The 15,255-nt window shown below is 60.6% G+C and carries 14 protein-coding genes; 8 read left to right on the top strand and 6 right to left on the bottom strand.

Features of this window, described 5'->3' with window-relative positions; all coding sequences use genetic code 11:
* The first annotated feature begins 56 nt into the window (after positions 1 to 56).
* The 8 genes from PRZ01_RS00615 to PRZ01_RS00650 all read left to right on the top strand — a co-directional run bounded on the left by PRZ01_RS00615 (position 57) and on the right by PRZ01_RS00650 (position 7,858).
* Complete coding sequence (locus PRZ01_RS00615; RefSeq protein ID WP_273594811.1) at positions 57 to 2,135, top strand: sodium:solute symporter family protein; 2,079 nt, start codon at positions 57 to 59, stop codon at positions 2,133 to 2,135.
* A 187-nt stretch (positions 2,136 to 2,322) separates the two neighbouring features.
* A complete protein-coding gene (locus PRZ01_RS00620; protein WP_273594812.1) occupies positions 2,323 to 3,180 on the top strand; it encodes a TIGR02285 family protein in 858 nt (285 codons plus the stop codon).
* 281 nt (positions 3,181 to 3,461) lie between these two features.
* On the top strand, positions 3,462 to 3,824 hold the full coding sequence (rpsF, locus tag PRZ01_RS00625) for a 30S ribosomal protein S6 (protein ID WP_273594813.1): 363 nt from the start codon (positions 3,462 to 3,464) through the stop codon (positions 3,822 to 3,824).
* A gap of 46 nt (positions 3,825 to 3,870) precedes the next feature.
* Entirely contained in the window at positions 3,871 to 4,167 is a 297-nt protein-coding gene (gene priB, locus PRZ01_RS00630; RefSeq protein ID WP_338111439.1) for a primosomal replication protein N, read from the top strand.
* A gap of 44 nt (positions 4,168 to 4,211) precedes the next feature.
* Positions 4,212 to 4,502: a 30S ribosomal protein S18 gene (rpsR, locus tag PRZ01_RS00635; RefSeq protein ID WP_102767400.1), complete on the top strand. Its 291-nt coding sequence runs from the start codon at positions 4,212 to 4,214 to the stop codon at positions 4,500 to 4,502.
* Between the two features lie 13 nt (positions 4,503 to 4,515).
* A complete protein-coding gene (rplI, locus tag PRZ01_RS00640; protein WP_273594815.1) occupies positions 4,516 to 4,971 on the top strand; it encodes a 50S ribosomal protein L9 in 456 nt (151 codons plus the stop codon).
* Positions 4,972 to 5,205: 234 nt separating this feature from the next.
* Positions 5,206 to 6,642 (top strand): replicative DNA helicase, encoded by a 1,437-nt coding sequence (gene dnaB, locus PRZ01_RS00645; protein WP_273594816.1) that lies wholly within the window; start codon positions 5,206 to 5,208, stop codon positions 6,640 to 6,642.
* Between the two features lie 100 nt (positions 6,643 to 6,742).
* Entirely contained in the window at positions 6,743 to 7,858 is a 1,116-nt protein-coding gene (locus tag PRZ01_RS00650) for a PA0069 family radical SAM protein (RefSeq protein ID WP_273594817.1), read from the top strand.
* Here PRZ01_RS00650 and PRZ01_RS00655 read toward each other — a convergent pair.
* The 6 genes from PRZ01_RS00655 to hemH all read right to left on the bottom strand — a co-directional run bounded on the left by PRZ01_RS00655 (position 7,855) and on the right by hemH (position 15,250).
* Positions 7,855 to 9,474 carry a response regulator gene (locus tag PRZ01_RS00655; protein ID WP_273594818.1) on the bottom strand — a complete coding sequence of 540 codons (1,620 nt, stop codon included), beginning with the start codon at positions 9,472 to 9,474 and terminating at the stop codon, positions 7,855 to 7,857. The genes PRZ01_RS00650 and PRZ01_RS00655 overlap by 4 nt on opposite strands.
* A 189-nt stretch (positions 9,475 to 9,663) precedes the next feature.
* Positions 9,664 to 10,809 carry a molecular chaperone DnaJ gene (dnaJ, locus tag PRZ01_RS00660; RefSeq protein WP_273594819.1) on the bottom strand — a complete coding sequence of 382 codons (1,146 nt, stop codon included), beginning with the start codon at positions 10,807 to 10,809 and terminating at the stop codon, positions 9,664 to 9,666.
* A gap of 131 nt (positions 10,810 to 10,940) precedes the next feature.
* Positions 10,941 to 12,890, bottom strand: coding sequence for a molecular chaperone DnaK (dnaK, locus tag PRZ01_RS00665; RefSeq protein ID WP_273594820.1), 1,950 nt, complete (start codon positions 12,888 to 12,890; stop codon positions 10,941 to 10,943).
* A 189-nt stretch (positions 12,891 to 13,079) separates the two neighbouring features.
* On the bottom strand, positions 13,080 to 13,622 hold the full coding sequence (gene grpE / locus PRZ01_RS00670; protein ID WP_273594821.1) for a nucleotide exchange factor GrpE: 543 nt from the start codon (positions 13,620 to 13,622) through the stop codon (positions 13,080 to 13,082).
* Positions 13,623 to 13,742: 120 nt separating this feature from the next.
* Positions 13,743 to 14,159, bottom strand: a complete 417-nt coding sequence (locus PRZ01_RS00675; RefSeq protein ID WP_273594822.1) for an RNA-binding S4 domain-containing protein — start codon at positions 14,157 to 14,159, stop codon at positions 13,743 to 13,745.
* Complete coding sequence (gene hemH / locus PRZ01_RS00680) at positions 14,156 to 15,250, bottom strand: ferrochelatase (RefSeq protein WP_273594823.1); 1,095 nt, start codon at positions 15,248 to 15,250, stop codon at positions 14,156 to 14,158. The genes PRZ01_RS00675 and hemH overlap by 4 nt, the downstream gene beginning before the upstream one ends.
* Between the last annotated feature and the right edge of the window lie 5 nt (positions 15,251 to 15,255).

Raw genomic sequence — 15,255 nt, forward strand, 5'->3', positions numbered from 1 at the left:
GCCAGCCGGGCGGGGGGCATCATCCCTCCTTTGAGTGACTCAAGGTTTCGGCTCCCATGACTTTGTCCGCTATGCGTGCCTTGCGCACCCGTTTGCACCGTATCTACGCTTGGTACACCCTGGGCTTCGTCGCTTTCGTGCTGGGCCTGGCATTGTGCGAGCGGCTTGGACTGCCCAAAATCTGGATTGGCTCTTGTTTTCTGGTAGCCACCGTGGGTGTATACGCGGTGATCGGCCTGATCAGCCGCACCACCGATGCCGACGAGTATTACGTGGCCGGACGCCGCGTGCCCGCGATTTACAACGGCATGGCCGCGGGTGCAGATTGGATGAGTGCAGCCTCTTTCATTGGGCTGGCGGGCACCCTCTATTTGGCGGGTTATGCCGGCTTGGCCTACGTATTGGGCTGGACAGGCGGGTTTTGCTTGGTGGCGCTGTGCCTTGCCCCGTATCTGCGGCGCCTGGGGCAATACACCATTCCCGATTTCCTGGCGGCGCGCTACGGCGGTTACGCGCCGCGGCTGCTGGGTGCGGGGGCGGCGGTGCTGGTGTCTTTCATCTATGTGGTGGCCCAAATCTATGCCGTGGGTTTGATCACCTCACGCTTGACGGGGTTGACCTTTGAGATCGGCGTTTTTGTCGGTCTGGGCGGCGTGCTGGTGTGCTCGTTTCTGGGGGGCATGCGGGCGGTTACGTGGACGCAGGTGGCGCAATACATCGTGTTGCTGATCGCCTATTTGGTGCCTGTCGTGTGGTTGTGTGTCAAGCAGACCGGCGTGCCGCTCCCGCAGTTGATGGTCGGCGTGCAACTGCACAAACTTACCCAGCGTGAGCAGCAGTTGATGGGCGACCCCAAAGAGCTGCAAGTGCGCGGGCTCTATGCGCGGGAGGCAGAAGGTTACGCCCGCAAATTGCAGGACGTGCCCACGGCCCTGGCGCAGGAGCGCCTGCGGGCGTCGCAGCAGGTGGCGCGTTTAAAGGCGCATGACGCCCCTCTGGCGGAAGTGCAGGCCGCTGAAAAGCGCCGTGCCGCTTTGCCCAAGACCACCGTGGACGCTACCGAGCAATGGGAGCGGGCCCGGCAGGCCAACGAGTTGCGGGCCATGCCACTCGGCGGGATGCCCAGGCAGGCCCAGGTGTTCGCCGGAGACCCCAAGGGGACGCCGAACGAGCAGCAGCAATTCACCGAGTCGCGGCGTAATTTTTTGGCCCTGATGTTTTGCCTGATGGTGGGCACGGCGGGCCTGCCCCATCTGTTGACCCGCTTCTACACCACACCCACGGTGCGGGAGGCGCGCCAGTCGGTGGCGTGGTCTTTGTTCTTCATCGCCTTGCTGTACTTCACTGCGCCGGCTTTGGCGGTGATGGTCAAGTACGAGGTGTTCACGGAATTGGTGGGGCGCTCGTTCACGGAGTTGCCTGCCTGGATCGGGCAATGGAGCCGAGTGGACCCGAGCTTGTTGTCGGTGACCGACATCAACCAGGATGGCATCTTGCAGTTGGGAGAAATGCGCATCAGCAGCGACATCGTTATGTTGATGACCCCGGAGCTGGCGGGCTTGCCGTTTGTGGTGTCTTGCATGGTTGCCGCCGGCGGCTTGGCCGCGGCATTGTCGACCGCTGATGGCCTGCTGTTGACCATTTCAGCCGCGCTGTCCCACGACGTGTACTTCCGCACGGTGAACCCCGACGCACTCATGACGCGCCGAGTCACGCTTTCCAAGGCTTTGCTGTTGGTGACGGCCCTGGCGGCCGCGGCAATCGCAGCACAGCGCCCGGCCGACATTCTGTTTTTGGTGGCTGCTGCTTTTTCGGTTGCGGGGGCCACGTTCTTTCCTGCGCTGGCGCTGGGCATTTTTTGGCAGCGTGCCAATCGGCAGGGCGCGGTGGCGGGCATGTTGATGGGGTTTGGGGTGACGGCGTACTATCTTGCCGTGGCCACGCCCTGGTTGCGTACCGCGCTCGGTTTACAGGGGCAGCCGCAACTGTGGTGGGGTATTCAACCGGTGTCGGCTGGCTTGTTTGGTGTAGCGGCGGGATTTGTGGCGGTATGGTGGGGCAGCCTGCTGACACCGGCACCGACAAGCGAGCAAGCCGACATGGTTGCGCGGCTGCACAGCCCGCCCGCGCCCTGAAGCGCGAGCTGACCCGTCGCCGCGGCAGGGATTCAACGCAACCTAGCGTGGGGCGGATTTGGGGCCAAACGGCGTATGCCTATCACGCGGCTTCTATTGCATACTGGGTGGCAAGTCAGGATCTGTGGCGTTGAAGGGGAGTGCAGTCTTGCAAGCGCGTTTTTCAGCATGGGTCATTGGATTGTTGATGTCAGGTGCTGTGCCTGCGCTCGCGGCGCCGGTGAACGACATGACGTGGTCAGTGCCGGATTGGCCGCCGTTTTTCATCCTCCAGCAGGGCCGGGAGCCGCAAGCCCTGGCTGAATTGGGGCGCGGCTCGCTGGACAACTTGATCTCAGGCTTAGCGCGGGAGATGCCCGAGCGGATGCATAAATTCAAAGTGCTCAACTCACGGCGCTTCTGGCGCGCCATAGAGGCGGGTGAGCCGATTTGCTCGGTGGCCGCGATCCGTACACCGGAGCGATCCAAGCTTGCGTATTTCGCGCCCTTGATACTCTTGCCGCCGGTTCATTTGATTGTTCGAGCCGACGAGGTCGAAAAATTTGGCACCACCCGTGACGGCGTGGCATTGCCGCTGTTGCTTTTGAAGTCTGATGTGGTGGGTTTGCTTGAAGCGGGTCGCAGCTACGGTGCGGGGCTGGACAAGGTGTTGGATCAGGCCACCACCACGGGACTGCGCCGGGAATCCATGTCCCGGGCGGGGCAATCTGCACGCTTGGTGGCACAGGGACGGGTTGATTTTTCTATCGACTATCCCGGTGTGGCTGAATACATCAACCAAAACGACAATTTGAAAGCCAAGTTGGCAGCGCTGCCCATTCAGGGAAGTTCCGCCTGGATTGAGTCTCAGGCGGCATGTCCGCGGACGCCTTGGGGACTGGACACTATCACCGCCATCGACAAAGCGATGCGACGCGTGGCGGCCGACTCAACGGTGCGCAACGCTATTGTCGATTGGCAGCCTCATGGCTTGAAACCCGAAGCCCTGCAAAAGACCCGCAGTTATCTTGATGAACGGATGAAGCTCGACGTGATATTGGACTGAATCGGGGGCTGCCCACTATCGGCTAGCGCATCGCAGCAGGCCGCGCAAATCCCCTGCTTATCGGACCCCGGACGCCAAGGTGTGTTGCCCATGGCAACCGATGGCGCGCTGATTTGCAGCGCAGACTAGGCAAGTTTCCCAAAGTGCGCTAGAATCGCAGGTTCCCCCTTGCCGTGAACACGTCAATCGACGCCGTGCCACGGCTTCTACAGTCCTGAAGTTAAAGCCTGAAGCTTGTCAAGACGGCAGCACGGCGGGACTGGAATCCACAAGGAGTACTTATGCGTCATTATGAAATCGTTCTGCTGATCCATCCGGATCAAAGCGAACAAGTTCCGGCCATGCTGGAGCGTTACAAGAGCCTGATCACCACCGGTGGTGGCGCAGTGCATCGCGTCGAAGATTGGGGCCGCCGCCAAATGGCTTACCTGATCCAGAAGCTGGCCAAGGCTCACTATCTGTGCGTCAACATCGAGTGCAACATCGAAACGCTGCGTGAACTCGAAACCGGTTTCCGTTTCAACGACGCCGTGTTGCGTCACCTGACCGTTGTCAAGCCCAAGGCTGAGACCACTCCGTCGGTGATGATGAAGACCGTAGAACGCGAAGACGCTCGCAAGGCGCCTCAAGTCGCGACGGCCTAATCAGGCCAAGCCTGTTGTTTGAAGAGATGGCGCTCGTTTGAACCGATTGGTTTTACAAGCGCAGCTGCTCGAAGTAGGGCTTGTTCGTTACACACCGGCCGGTTTGATGGCCTTGGACTGCAGCTTGAAGCATGAGTCCCAGGTTCAGGAAGCTGGCAGACCCCGCAAAGTCTCCATGGAGATCAAAGCGGTGGTAATCGGTGATGGCGTCAAGCGTCTGCAGAGTTTGGGTGTTGGCGCAATGGCCTTGTTTACGGGCTTTCTCACCACCCAGCGCAATGGTCGCGGTGTGATATTTCACATCACGGGCATTGAAGGTAGCAGCAACAGCATCGCTTCTTGAACACGGCACTGTTCGTATCCGGATTAAATTAAAGAGGTCACAAAATGGCACCACCACGTGGCAAGGGTCGCTTCTCCAAAGACAAGAAGCCCAAGCGCAATACCCAATCTCTGTTGTTCCGTCGCAAGCGCTTCTGCCGCTTCACCGTTACTGGTGTTGAGCAGATCGACTACAAGGACATCGACACCCTGCGCGATTTCATCGGCGAAAACGGCAAGATCACGCCTGCCCGTTTGACCGGCACGCGCGCTTTCTTCCAGCGTCAACTGACTGTGGCGATCAAGCGTGCGCGTTTCCTCGCCATGCTGCCCTACAGCGACCAGCACAAGGTTTGAGGAGTAGCCCACCATGCAAATTATTCTGCTTGAAAAAGTGGCCAACCTGGGCAACCTGGGCGACGTCGTCACGGTCAAGAACGGCTACGCACGCAACTTCCTGATCCCGACCCGCCAGGCACGTCGTGCCACCGAGTCCGCCATCAAGGAATTCGAAGCCCGCCGCGCTGAGCTGGAAAAAGCTGCTGCCGAGAAGCTGGCCGTGGCCGTTGCTCTGGGCGAAAGCCTGGCTGGCAAGACGGTTCTGGTTCGCCAAAAGGCTGGCGTGGACGGCCGTTTGTTCGGCTCGGTCACCAACGCTGACATCGCTGAAGCCTTGGTCAAGATGGGCTTTGCTTCCATCGTCAAGTCGCAGGTTCGTCTGCCCTTGGGCCCCCTGAAGGCCGTGGGTGAGTTCTCCGTGAACGTGGCTCCGCATACCGACGTGGTGGTGGAAGTCTCGGTCAAGGTGGACCGCGAAGCTGAGTAATCAGCCTGCCTTGCATCGACAGGACATTTTTCCTGTCATGTATGGAACCTGCTGACTCACTGGGTTAGCATGCAAAAAGCCGACAGCAATCATGCCGTCGGCTTTTTGCTTTTTTGCTGCATCAGTTTGTCCCGGGTTATCCCGCTGCCGTCCACAGACTTATCCACATGTGATCTTGCCAATGTCGGGCGCATCTTGCGTCAGACCCATTGAAAGCATCCGCTCAGTTCTCCGATGAGTGCCACCTTTAATCCTCCTTCTCTGCCGGGTTCGAACGGCGCCGAAAAACGTGATGACGAAGTGGCGCGCCTGCGTGTGCCGCCGCACTCCATTGAGGCCGAGCAAAGTGTGCTGGGCGGGTTGCTGATCGACAACTCGGCCTGGGACCGGGCGGGTGATCTGTTGACCGAAAGCGATTTCTATCGCTTCGAGCACAAGCAGATCTTCGCGGCCACGGGCAAGTTGATCAATGCAGGCAAGCCAGCCGACGTGGTGACCGTATTTGAAGAGCTCACCTCCATCGGCAAGGCCGAAGAGTGTGGTGGGTTGGCCTATTTGAACGCCTTGGCGCAGAGCGTGCCCAGTGCCGCAAATTTGCGCCGTTATGCCGAAATCGTGCGCGAGCGCGCGATTCTGCGCAAGCTGGTCACCGCCAGCGACGAAATCGCCACGGCGGCCCTGGCACCGCAAGGTCGGGCTGTGACGCAAATTCTTGACGAGGCGGAAGGCAAGATTTTCCGCATCGGCGAGGAGGGCTCACGCAGCCGGCAGGGCTTTCAGAGCATGGACAACCTCGTGGTTGCGCTGATCGACCGCGTCAACGAGTTGGCCGAGAACGGTGCCGAAGACGTCACCGGCGTGCGCACCGGCTTCTTCGACCTTGACCGCATGACCGCCGGATTCCAGCCTGGTGACCTCATTATTCTGGCCGCGCGCCCCTCCATGGGCAAGACCGCCTTTGTGGTCAATATCGGCGAGAACGTGGCCATCAACGAAGGCCTGCCGGTCGTCATCTATTCGATGGAAATGGGCGCTGCCCAATTGGCCATGCGTATGGTGGGTTCGATCGGGCGCATTGACCAGAGCCATCTGCGCACCGGCCGCTTGGCAGACGATGAATGGGGCCGCCTTTCAGAGGCGGTGGACAAACTCGGCAAGGCCAGCATCTTCATTGACGAGAGCCCCGGCCTGAGCCCCTCCGAAGTGCGTGCCCGTGCACGCCGCCAAGCCCGTATCTGCGGCAAGTTAGGGCTGATCATCATCGACTACTTGCAGTTGATGAGCGGCAATGGCGGCAATGAAGAAAACCGGGCCACGGTGATTGGTGAAATCTCGCGGGGGCTGAAAGCCTTGGCCAAAGAGTTGCAATGCCCCGTGATTGCGCTGTCTCAGCTGAACCGAAGCGTTGAGCAACGCCCCGACAAGCGCCCGATGATGTCGGACCTGCGGGAGTCTGGCGCCATCGAGCAAGACGCCGACATCATCATGTTCATTTACCGTGACGAGTACTACACCAAAGAAGAGTGCAAGGAACCCGGGGTCGCGGAGATCATCATTGCCAAGCAGCGTAATGGCCCGGTGGGCACGGTGAAGCTGTTCTTCCAACGCATGCATACCAAGTTCGAGAACCTGGCCCCGGGCTATGTCAGCCCGGGGGGCGATGACTACTGATTTTCGATCAGCACCCAAACGAGCCATCCGGACTGACCGGGTGGTTTTTTTTTGACAATGAATTCTTGAATGTTGCTCAAATACTGTATAAAAATACAGTATGAAAATTGCAAACAAACGCCAACTAACTCATGACTCGCACGGCACGGTACTGAAAGGGCGAGGCACTGCCTGGGTGTTGCCGCACCGGTTCGAGACGGCAGGGCGCGAGGCCTTTGACGATGGTTGGGGCTCGACGCAACAAGGCGTTGAAGAGCAATTATTGCCACCCAAGACTGAGATCATCGAGGAGCAGGCGCGCAGCATCCTCACCGCCAACAACTCGCCTGACATCCCTTTCGATCAGTCCATCAATCCTTACCGGGGCTGTGAGCATGGTTGCGTATATTGCTTTGCCCGCCCCACCCACAGTTACCTGAACATGTCGCCGGGGCTGGACTTTGAGACCCGCATCGTTGCCAAGGTTAACGCGGCTGAGCTTTTGTCGGCCACCTTTGCGAAGGCTGGCTATCAGGCCCGGCAGATTTGTTTGGGCGCCGCGACCGATGCCTATCAACCTGTGGAGCGGCGCCTGCGCATCACCCGGGGATTGATCGAGGTCTTGCATGCCCATGCGCACCCATTTTCAGTGGTGACGAAATCAGCGGGCATTGAGCGGGATCTGGATTTGATTGGCCCCATGGCACAAGGCCGGTTGGTTTCGGTGTACGTGTCGGTCACCACCTTGGATGCCGGCCTGGCGCGCCGCTTGGAGCCGCGTGCGGCCTCGCCTCAGCGCCGCCTGGCGCTCATCAAAACGCTGGCACAGGCGGGTGTACCGGTGGGGGTGAGCGTCTCGCCTTTGATCCCCTTTCTCAACGAGCCTGAGCTGGAGCAGATTCTCGAGGCCGCGGCACACGCCGGGGCGCGCAGCGCCTTCAGTATTGCGCTGCGCCTGCCTTGGGAGGTGAATCCCTTGTTTCAGGACTGGCTTGCGCAGCATGTGCCTGAGCGTGCCGCTCGCATCATGGCGCGCCTGCGCGATATGCGGGGTGGACGCGAGAACGACGCCCGGTTTGGCAAGCGCATGACCGGTGAGGGCTTGTGGGCTGAGTTGACACGGCAGCGTCTGCACAAGTGCTGCGCCCGCCTGGGGCTGAACCGGGAGCGCTTTGTGCTGGAGACAGGCCAGTTTCGGCGCCCCATTGCTGCGGGCGCGCAAGGTCAGTTGTTTTAGGTGCGCAGCGCCAAGCCGCCAGCTGCACGGCTGCGGCTGTTGGAAATGCCCAGTGGCAGAACGTAGAGGTTTTGCAACTGCGAGATGCGCTCGGCCAAGGCGGGCGCATCTTCGATTTTCTCTGCATGTCGCTTGAGCACCAAGGCCGCCATGTCGATCAGTTTTGCGTTGCGGGTCGCTTCACCTTGTTGAATCAATAGCTCCACGCCGGTACGGGCTGAGCCTCGCATGGAGTGGCGCATGGCGGTTTCGGCCACTTCAAAGATCTTGGTGTGGCAACGGCGAAATTCTTCGGCAACCGCGAGATTGTTTTCGGTCATGGATACCAGCAGTTCGGTGCTGGCTTTGGAGGTGCAAAAACGCAATCCAACCCGCTGCATCAAGACGTCCATTTCGTCGAGTTGAATCTCTTGGCTGGCCAACCGCACCCACAGCCCCACCAACACGGTTGCGGCCTCAAGGTTGAAGTCTTCATTGTCGATTTCGGTGGCGAATTGGCGCGAAATTTCGAGCGCGTCTCCGATCTTGCGTTCCTGCAATTTACGCAACGCGTGGAAGACCAGGTCGAAACGCTGAAGCCGTTTGGTACCAGGCTTGCGTTCAAGCTCTTGCAGCAAGGCGTCTTGCGCGTACTTAAGACCTTTGCTGTCTTTGTTGTCGAAGCGCATGAAGCCCACCAGCATCAGGCTGAGCATGTCAAAGAGCTTGGACCGCAGGCCTTGGGCCATGGTGCGTTCCAGCATCTTGATGGCTTCGCCACGCTGCCCGGCATAGAAGGCCAGGCTGCCACAACTTTGCTGACGCAGCAGACAGCCGGGCGTGAGCGTGGCGGCCATGCGGTAGGTGCGCAGCGCCCCTTCGATTTCGCCTTGTTCCATCTGCACCCGGCCCATCACGTCGTAGGAGTCGGCATAGTCCGGAATCTCGCCGATCAGCGTTTCCAGAGTGCGGCGTGCTGCGATGGCATTGCCCGCAGCCAGTTCGGTGCGTGCGACGCCAAGGCGCGCCCAGGGCACGGTGCGCGCATCGATGATGGCGTTGTAGAGCTTTTGCGCCTCGTCGTGGCGGGCGAGCCGGAGCAAGAGTTCGGCGCCGATGCGCGCGGCGTAGAGCCAGAACTCAGCACGCGCATTGAAGCGGGCGAGGCAGTGGTTGGCCGCGCTTTCGAAGTCTTGTTTTTCAATCGCCTCGAAAATTTCCTTGAGTATCCGCTTGCGATGCCGGGCATGGCTGAGCCGCTCAGATAACGAAGCACTTGTATAGGGCTTAATCAGATAGGCGTCCAGAGCGGCCTCTGCGGCCTCTGCTACCTTGGCATAGGTGGCCTCGCCGGTGACCATCACGAAAACGGTGGAGTAGGGCAGCAATTGCTCGCGGCGCAATTCGTCGAGCAAATCCTGGCCGGACATTTCTGTGCCGTCGAAGTGGTAGTCGCACAGCACGATGTCGTAGGCCTTGTGCTCCAGGATCATGCGTGCGTCGTGAATGCGTGTGGCCTGCCGCACCGTTTGGACACCCAGATCACGCAGTTGTGCTGACAACAGGCTGCGCGAAGTGGCGTTGCTGTCGATGATCAGGGCGCTGGCGCTCTGGATGCTGTTGTCTAGCAGTGCCATGGGTACGCGGGTTGGACCGCAGCCGCCGGGGATTTTGGATTTATCACCTCTGTCTTATCGGCCTTTGTACCGCCGACTTGAATGGGGGCAATCCCTGGTACCTCGCATGAAAAACGCCCTGCAGACACAAGGTTGCAGGGCGAGCAGAGTAACGCTTTGCGCGCAGAGGACAGGTGTCGAAACCCGGGCTTACTTGAAGATGTCCTTCACCCGGTCGGTCCAGCTCTTGGCGTTGGGGGAATGGCGCTCGCCGCCGTCGCGAAACGATTTGTCCAACTCTTTCATCAGCTTACGCTGGTGCTCGGTCAGTTTGACCGGAGTTTCCACGCTGATGTGACAGTACAAGTCGCCAGGGTAGCTGCTGCGCACGCCTTTGATGCCTTTGCCCCGGAGGCGGAAGGTTTTGCCGTGCTGCGTGCCTTCGGGCAATTCAATCTCTGCTTTACCGCCCAGGGTGGGCACCTCGATGCCGCCGCCCAAGGCTGCCGTGGTCAGACCCACGGGCATGGTGCAGTGCAGGTCATCACCGTCGCGCTCAAAAATATCGTGTTGCTTGATGCGGATCTCGATGTAGAGGTCACCCGCCGGGCCGCCGTTCACGCCCGGTTCACCGTTGCCGGCAGAGCGGATGCGCATGCCTTCGTTGATGCCGGCGGGAATCTTGACTTCCAGCGTCTTGCTCTTCTTCACCTTGCCCTGGCCATTGCAGGCCGTGCAGGGGTCGGGGATGATCTTGCCCGTGCCGTGGCAGTGCGGGCAAGTCTGCTGCACCGAGAAGAAGCCCTGGCGCATATGTACCGTGCCCGAGCCATTGCAGGAGCCGCAACTCTTGGCGCTGGTGCCGGGCTTGGCACCAGTGCCGCTGCAGACTTCGCAGCCTTCCCAGCTGGGGATGCGGATTTGCGACTCTTTGCCGCGCGCCGCTTCTTCCAGCGTGATCTCCATGGCGTAGCTGAGATCGTTGCCACGGTAGACCTGCTGGCCACCGCCGCGCCGGCCACCGCCGCCCCCGCCGTTGAAGATGTCGCCGAAGATATCGCCGAAGGCTTCGGCGAAGCCACCAAAGCCTTCTGCGCCCGGCCCGCCACGGCCGCCCATGTTCGGGTCCACGCCGGCATGGCCGTACTGGTCGTAGGCGGCGCGTTTTTGCGGGTCGGAGAGCATCTCGTAGGCCTCTTTGACCTCCTTGAATTGCTCTTCGGCCTTCTTGGCACCCTCGCCCTGATTGCGGTCAGGGTGGTGCTTCATGGCCATCTTGCGATAGGCCTTCTTGATCTCTTCCTCGGTGGCGGTCTTCGCGACACCAAGGGCTTCGTAATAGTCACGCTTTGCCATGGGCAGGATCCGTGCAGTTCAAACAACAGCGCCGCGACGAGCTCTAAGGGTTAAAAACCCGAGGCTGCGACGCGGCGGCGAGATGACGGCCAAGTCCTTGCGTACGGAGGGACTTGGCGCGCCAGAGCGGTTTACTTGGAGTCTTTGACTTCCTTGAACTCGGCGTCGACCACGTTGTCGTCAGCCGGTTTGCCTGCAGCCTGGGGCTGTTCGGCAGCGCCTGCGCCTGCTGCAGCGGCCGCTGCGGCTTCAGCACCTTGGGCGTCGGCGTAGACCTTTTCACCCAGTTTCTGGCTGGCGGTCATCAGGGCTTCAGTCTTGGCTTCGATCGAGGCCTTGTCTTCGCCCTTGATGGCTTCTTCCAGGTCCTTGATGGCGGCTTCGATCTTTTCCTTCTCACCGGCTTCCAACTTGTCGCCATGCTCACCCAGTGACTTCTTCACGGAGTGCACCATGCCGTCGGCTTGGTTCTTGGCTTGCACCAGTTCGACCTTGAGCTTGTCGTCGGCGGCGTTGGCCTCGGCATCCTTGACCATCTTCTCGATCTCGGCCTCAGACAGGCCGGAGTTCGCCTTGATGGTGATCTTGTTTTCCTTGCCGGTGCCCTTGTCCTTGGCGCCCACGTGCAGGATGCCGTTGGCGTCGATGTCAAAGCTCACCTCGATCTGGGGCGTGCCGCGGGGTGCCGGCGGGATGCCTTCCAGATTGAACTCGCCCAGGCTCTTGTTACCGGTGGCCAACTCGCGCTCGCCTTGGTAGACCTTGATGGTCACGGCGGGCTGGTTGTCGTCGGCGGTCGAGAAGGTCTGTGAGAACTTGGTCGGGATGGTCGTGTTCTTCTTGATCATCTTGGTCATCACACCGCCCAGGGTTTCAATGCCCAAGGACAGAGGCGTGACGTCCAGCAGCAGCACGTCCTTGCGGTCGCCGCCCAGCACCTGGCCTTGAATCGCGGCGCCCACGGCCACGGCTTCGTCAGGGTTGACGTCGCGGCGGGGTTCTTTGCCGAAGAACTCCTTGACCTTTTCCTGCACCTTGGGCATGCGAGTCATGCCGCCGACCAGGATCACGTCGTCGATCGCGCTCACGGCCACGCCAGCGTCCTTGATGGCTGTGCGGCAGGGGGCAATCGTGCGCTCGATCAACTCGTCCACCAGCGACTCCAGCTTGGCGCGGGTCAACTTGACGTTCAAGTGCTTCGGCCCGGTGGCGTCAGCGGTGATGTAGGGCAGGTTGACGTCGGTTTGTGCGGAGTTGGACAGCTCGATCTTGGCTTTTTCAGCGGCTTCCTTCAGGCGCTGCAGAGCCAGCACATCCTTGGTCAGGTCAACGCCTTGTTCCTTCTTGAACTCGCTGACAATGAAGTCAATGATGCGTTGGTCGAAGTCTTCGCCGCCCAGGAAGGTGTCGCCGTTGGTCGACAGCACTTCGAATTGCATTTCGCCATCGACATCGGCGATTTCGATGATGGACACGTCAAACGTGCCGCCGCCCAAGTCGTAGACTGCAATCTTGCGATCGCCCTTGCCGTGCTTGTCCAGGCCGAAGGCCAGGGCCGCGGCGGTGGGTTCGTTGATGATGCGCTTGACGTCCAGGCCGGCGATGCGGCCGGCGTCCTTGGTGGCCTGACGCTGAGCGTCGTTGAAGTAGGCGGGCACCGTGATGACGGCCTCGGTCACTTCTTCGCCGAGGTAGTCTTCGGCGGTCTTCTTCATCTTGCGCAGGATCTCAGCCGAGACTTGCGGAGGGGCCAACTTCTTGCCGCGCACATCCACCCAGGCGTCGCCGTTGTCGGCGGCGGTGATGGTGTAGGGCATCAGGTCGATGTCCTTTTGCACTTCCTTTTCGCCGAACTTGCGGCCGATCAGGCGCTTGACGGCGTAGATGGTGTTCTTGGGGTTGGTGACAGCCTGGCGCTTGGCCGAGGCGCCAACCAGAATTTCGCCATCTTCTTGATAGGCAATGATGGACGGCGTGGTGCGAGCGCCTTCGGCGTTCTCGATCACGCGCGTCGTGTTGCCTTCCATGACGGCCACGCACGAGTTCGTGGTGCCCAAGTCAATGCCGATGATCTTTCCCATGTGTCTATCTCCTGAAATTTGTGGGGTTCAACGCTGCTGGCGGTTCAGCGAGCAGCGGGGTCTCGAATTGGTGAATCAAGCAGCCGTTTGGCGCATGGCTCTCAACTGCGGGCCGCACAGCGACTTTCAAGGGGCTTTATGAGGTTTTTGCCAAAAATGAGCCAAAAACGTCGATTTCCCCCTGAAAACTCAGCGCGGTGCGGAAACGGTGATCAGTGCCGGTCGCAAGACGCGGTCGGCAATGGTGTAGCCTTTTTGCAGTACGGCCACCACGGTGTTCGGCTCCTGTTCAGCCGGCACCATTGAGATGGCCTGATGTTGATGCGGGTCGAATTTCACGCCGGCTGCTGGGTTGATCTCCAGCACCTTGTTGCGCTCCAGCGCGGCGGCCAATTGCCGCTTGGTGGCATGCACGCCTTCCAGCACGGTTTCCACCTTGGCATCGGGCATGGCAATGGCAGCTTCCATGCTGTCCATCACGGGCAAGAGGGCTTCGGCAAATGACTCCACGGCGAATTTGCGCGCCTTGGACATTTCGTCCTCTGAGCGGCGGCGAATGTTCTCCACCTCGGCCTTGGCGCGCAAGTAAGCGTCCGACATTTCAGCCAGGCGGCTTTCCACTTCAGCCAATTTGGCCTCGGCAGGATGCGCGGCTGCACCGTCTGCGCCCACATCAGCGGCTGCGGCCTGGTCAGAGGAGAGGTCAGGTTGGGGTGTTTGAGCTGTGGTCATGATGCAAAAAAGAGGCAATGGCGCCCATATGGAGCCCATTGCCCACAATTCAAGAGGGGGAAAGGGCGATTATCGATGCAAAGTGAAGTGCTGTGAGTCGCGGCGGCTCGCGCCGCACGCTTACTCGCCGTCCTGATCGGCGCTCCAGCGATTCCAATCGTGGAGTTTGCGCCGGTCTTGCTTGGTGGGGCGGCCTTGGCTGATGGATTGGGCGGGCTCGGGGGCTAGGCGGCGCTGCTCCGCCGCATGCTCGCGCTGGGCGATGCTTTCAGGGGTTTCTTCGTACAGGGTCTGGGCTTGCACTGCTGGCCCGCGGGCGTGGCTCAGGCCGCGCACCCAGACTTCGCGCCAGACCACGCCTTGGCGCAGCCGCACCAGATCGCCCAACTTCATGTCGCGCGAGGCCTTGGCCACCTGTCCATTGATTTGAACCCGACCGTTGCCGATTTCGTCAGCCGCCAAGGCGCGGGTTTTGAAAAAACGCGCGGCCCACAGCCATTTGTCCAGCCTGAGTCCGGCGGCGCTGCCCGTTTTCAATGCTTTGCACCCAGGGCTTGGGCGCGTGCCAATTGGCCTTTGAGGGCCGCAGCGTCCGGCGCTTCTTGGGTGGGCCAGCCTTGCAAATGGCGTTCCGTCAAATCGGCCAGTGCGCGCATGCCGGCAGGGGCATCGTTGAGACAGGGGATGTAGTCAAACCGCTGGCCGCCCGCCTGCAGGAAGGTGTTGCGCGCTTCGATGGCGATTTCTTCCAGCGTCTCAAGGCAATCGGCGCTGAAGCCGGGGCAGATGACCGCCACATGTTTGACACCCTCTGCTGCAATCTTCTTGAGGGTCGGTTCGGTATAGGGCTCCAGCCATTTGGCCTTGCCGAAGCGGCTTTGAAAAGTGACTTGATAGTCTTGCTGGGTCAGCCCCAGTTGTTCGGCCAGCAGGCGACCAGTTTTGAGGCATTCGCAGTGATAGGGGTCGCCCAACGCCAGTGTGCGTGCTGGCATGCCGTGGAAGCTCATCACCAGCCGGTCGGGCCGGCCATGCTCGGCCCAATGCTGACGCACGTTGGTCGCCAGCGCGGCGATATACGCAGCATCGTCATGGTAGTGGTTGATGAAGCGCAGTTCGGGCAAGTGACGGGTTTGCAGTGCCCAGCGTGCCACATCGTCCACCACGCTGGCGGTGGTGGCGCCGGAGTATTGCGGATAGGCCGGCAACACCAGCACGCGGGTGGCCCCTTCGGCGCGCAAGGCATCGAGCGTGGCACCGATGGCGGGCGCGCCGTAGCGCATGGCGTAGCGCACGGTCACCCGATGCCCCCGCTCGCCCAACAGGCCCTGCAAGAGTTTGGCCTGTTTGTCGGTCCAGACTTTGAGGGGTGAGCCTTCAGAGGTCCAGACCTTGGCGTATTTCTGCGCCGATTTGGCGGGCCGTACACGCAAGATGATGCCGTGGAGGATGAACATCCAGATCAGGCGCGGAATTTCCACCACACGCGGATCGCTCAGAAACTGAGCGAGATAACGTCTCAACGCAGCGGGTGTCGGGGCGTCAGGCGTGCCGAGGTTGCAGAAGAGGATGGCGGTCTTGGGCGCACTGCCGTGGACGTAAGGCGCTTCGGTTTTTGGGGGGCTCATGCGCG

The sequence above is a fragment of the Roseateles koreensis genome (assembly GCF_028595305.1).
GTDB lineage: Bacteria > Pseudomonadota > Gammaproteobacteria > Burkholderiales > Burkholderiaceae_C > Paucibacter_A > Paucibacter_A koreensis.

Excerpts from the sequence above, each read along its gene's own strand:
- dnaJ (WP_273594819.1), bottom strand. The coding sequence starts at position 10,809 with ATGGCAAAGCGTGACTATTACGAAGCCCTTGGTGTCGCGAAGACCGCC.
- hemH (WP_273594823.1), bottom strand. The coding sequence starts at position 15,250 with ATGAGCCCCCCAAAAACCGAAGCGCCTTACGTCCACGGCAGTGCGCCC.
- rplI (WP_273594815.1), top strand. The coding sequence starts at position 4,516 with ATGCAAATTATTCTGCTTGAAAAAGTGGCCAACCTGGGCAACCTGGGC.
- PRZ01_RS00655 (WP_273594818.1), bottom strand. The coding sequence starts at position 9,474 with ATGGCACTGCTAGACAACAGCATCCAGAGCGCCAGCGCCCTGATCATC.
- grpE (WP_273594821.1), bottom strand. The coding sequence starts at position 13,622 with ATGACCACAGCTCAAACACCCCAACCTGACCTCTCCTCTGACCAGGCC.
- rpsF (WP_273594813.1), top strand. The coding sequence starts at position 3,462 with ATGCGTCATTATGAAATCGTTCTGCTGATCCATCCGGATCAAAGCGAA.
- rpsR (WP_102767400.1), top strand. The coding sequence starts at position 4,212 with ATGGCACCACCACGTGGCAAGGGTCGCTTCTCCAAAGACAAGAAGCCC.
- dnaK (WP_273594820.1), bottom strand. The coding sequence starts at position 12,890 with ATGGGAAAGATCATCGGCATTGACTTGGGCACCACGAACTCGTGCGTG.
- PRZ01_RS00615 (WP_273594811.1), top strand. The coding sequence starts at position 57 with ATGACTTTGTCCGCTATGCGTGCCTTGCGCACCCGTTTGCACCGTATC.
- PRZ01_RS00620 (WP_273594812.1), top strand. The coding sequence starts at position 2,323 with ATGTCAGGTGCTGTGCCTGCGCTCGCGGCGCCGGTGAACGACATGACG.
- PRZ01_RS00650 (WP_273594817.1), top strand. The coding sequence starts at position 6,743 with ATGAAAATTGCAAACAAACGCCAACTAACTCATGACTCGCACGGCACG.
- dnaB (WP_273594816.1), top strand. The coding sequence starts at position 5,206 with ATGAGTGCCACCTTTAATCCTCCTTCTCTGCCGGGTTCGAACGGCGCC.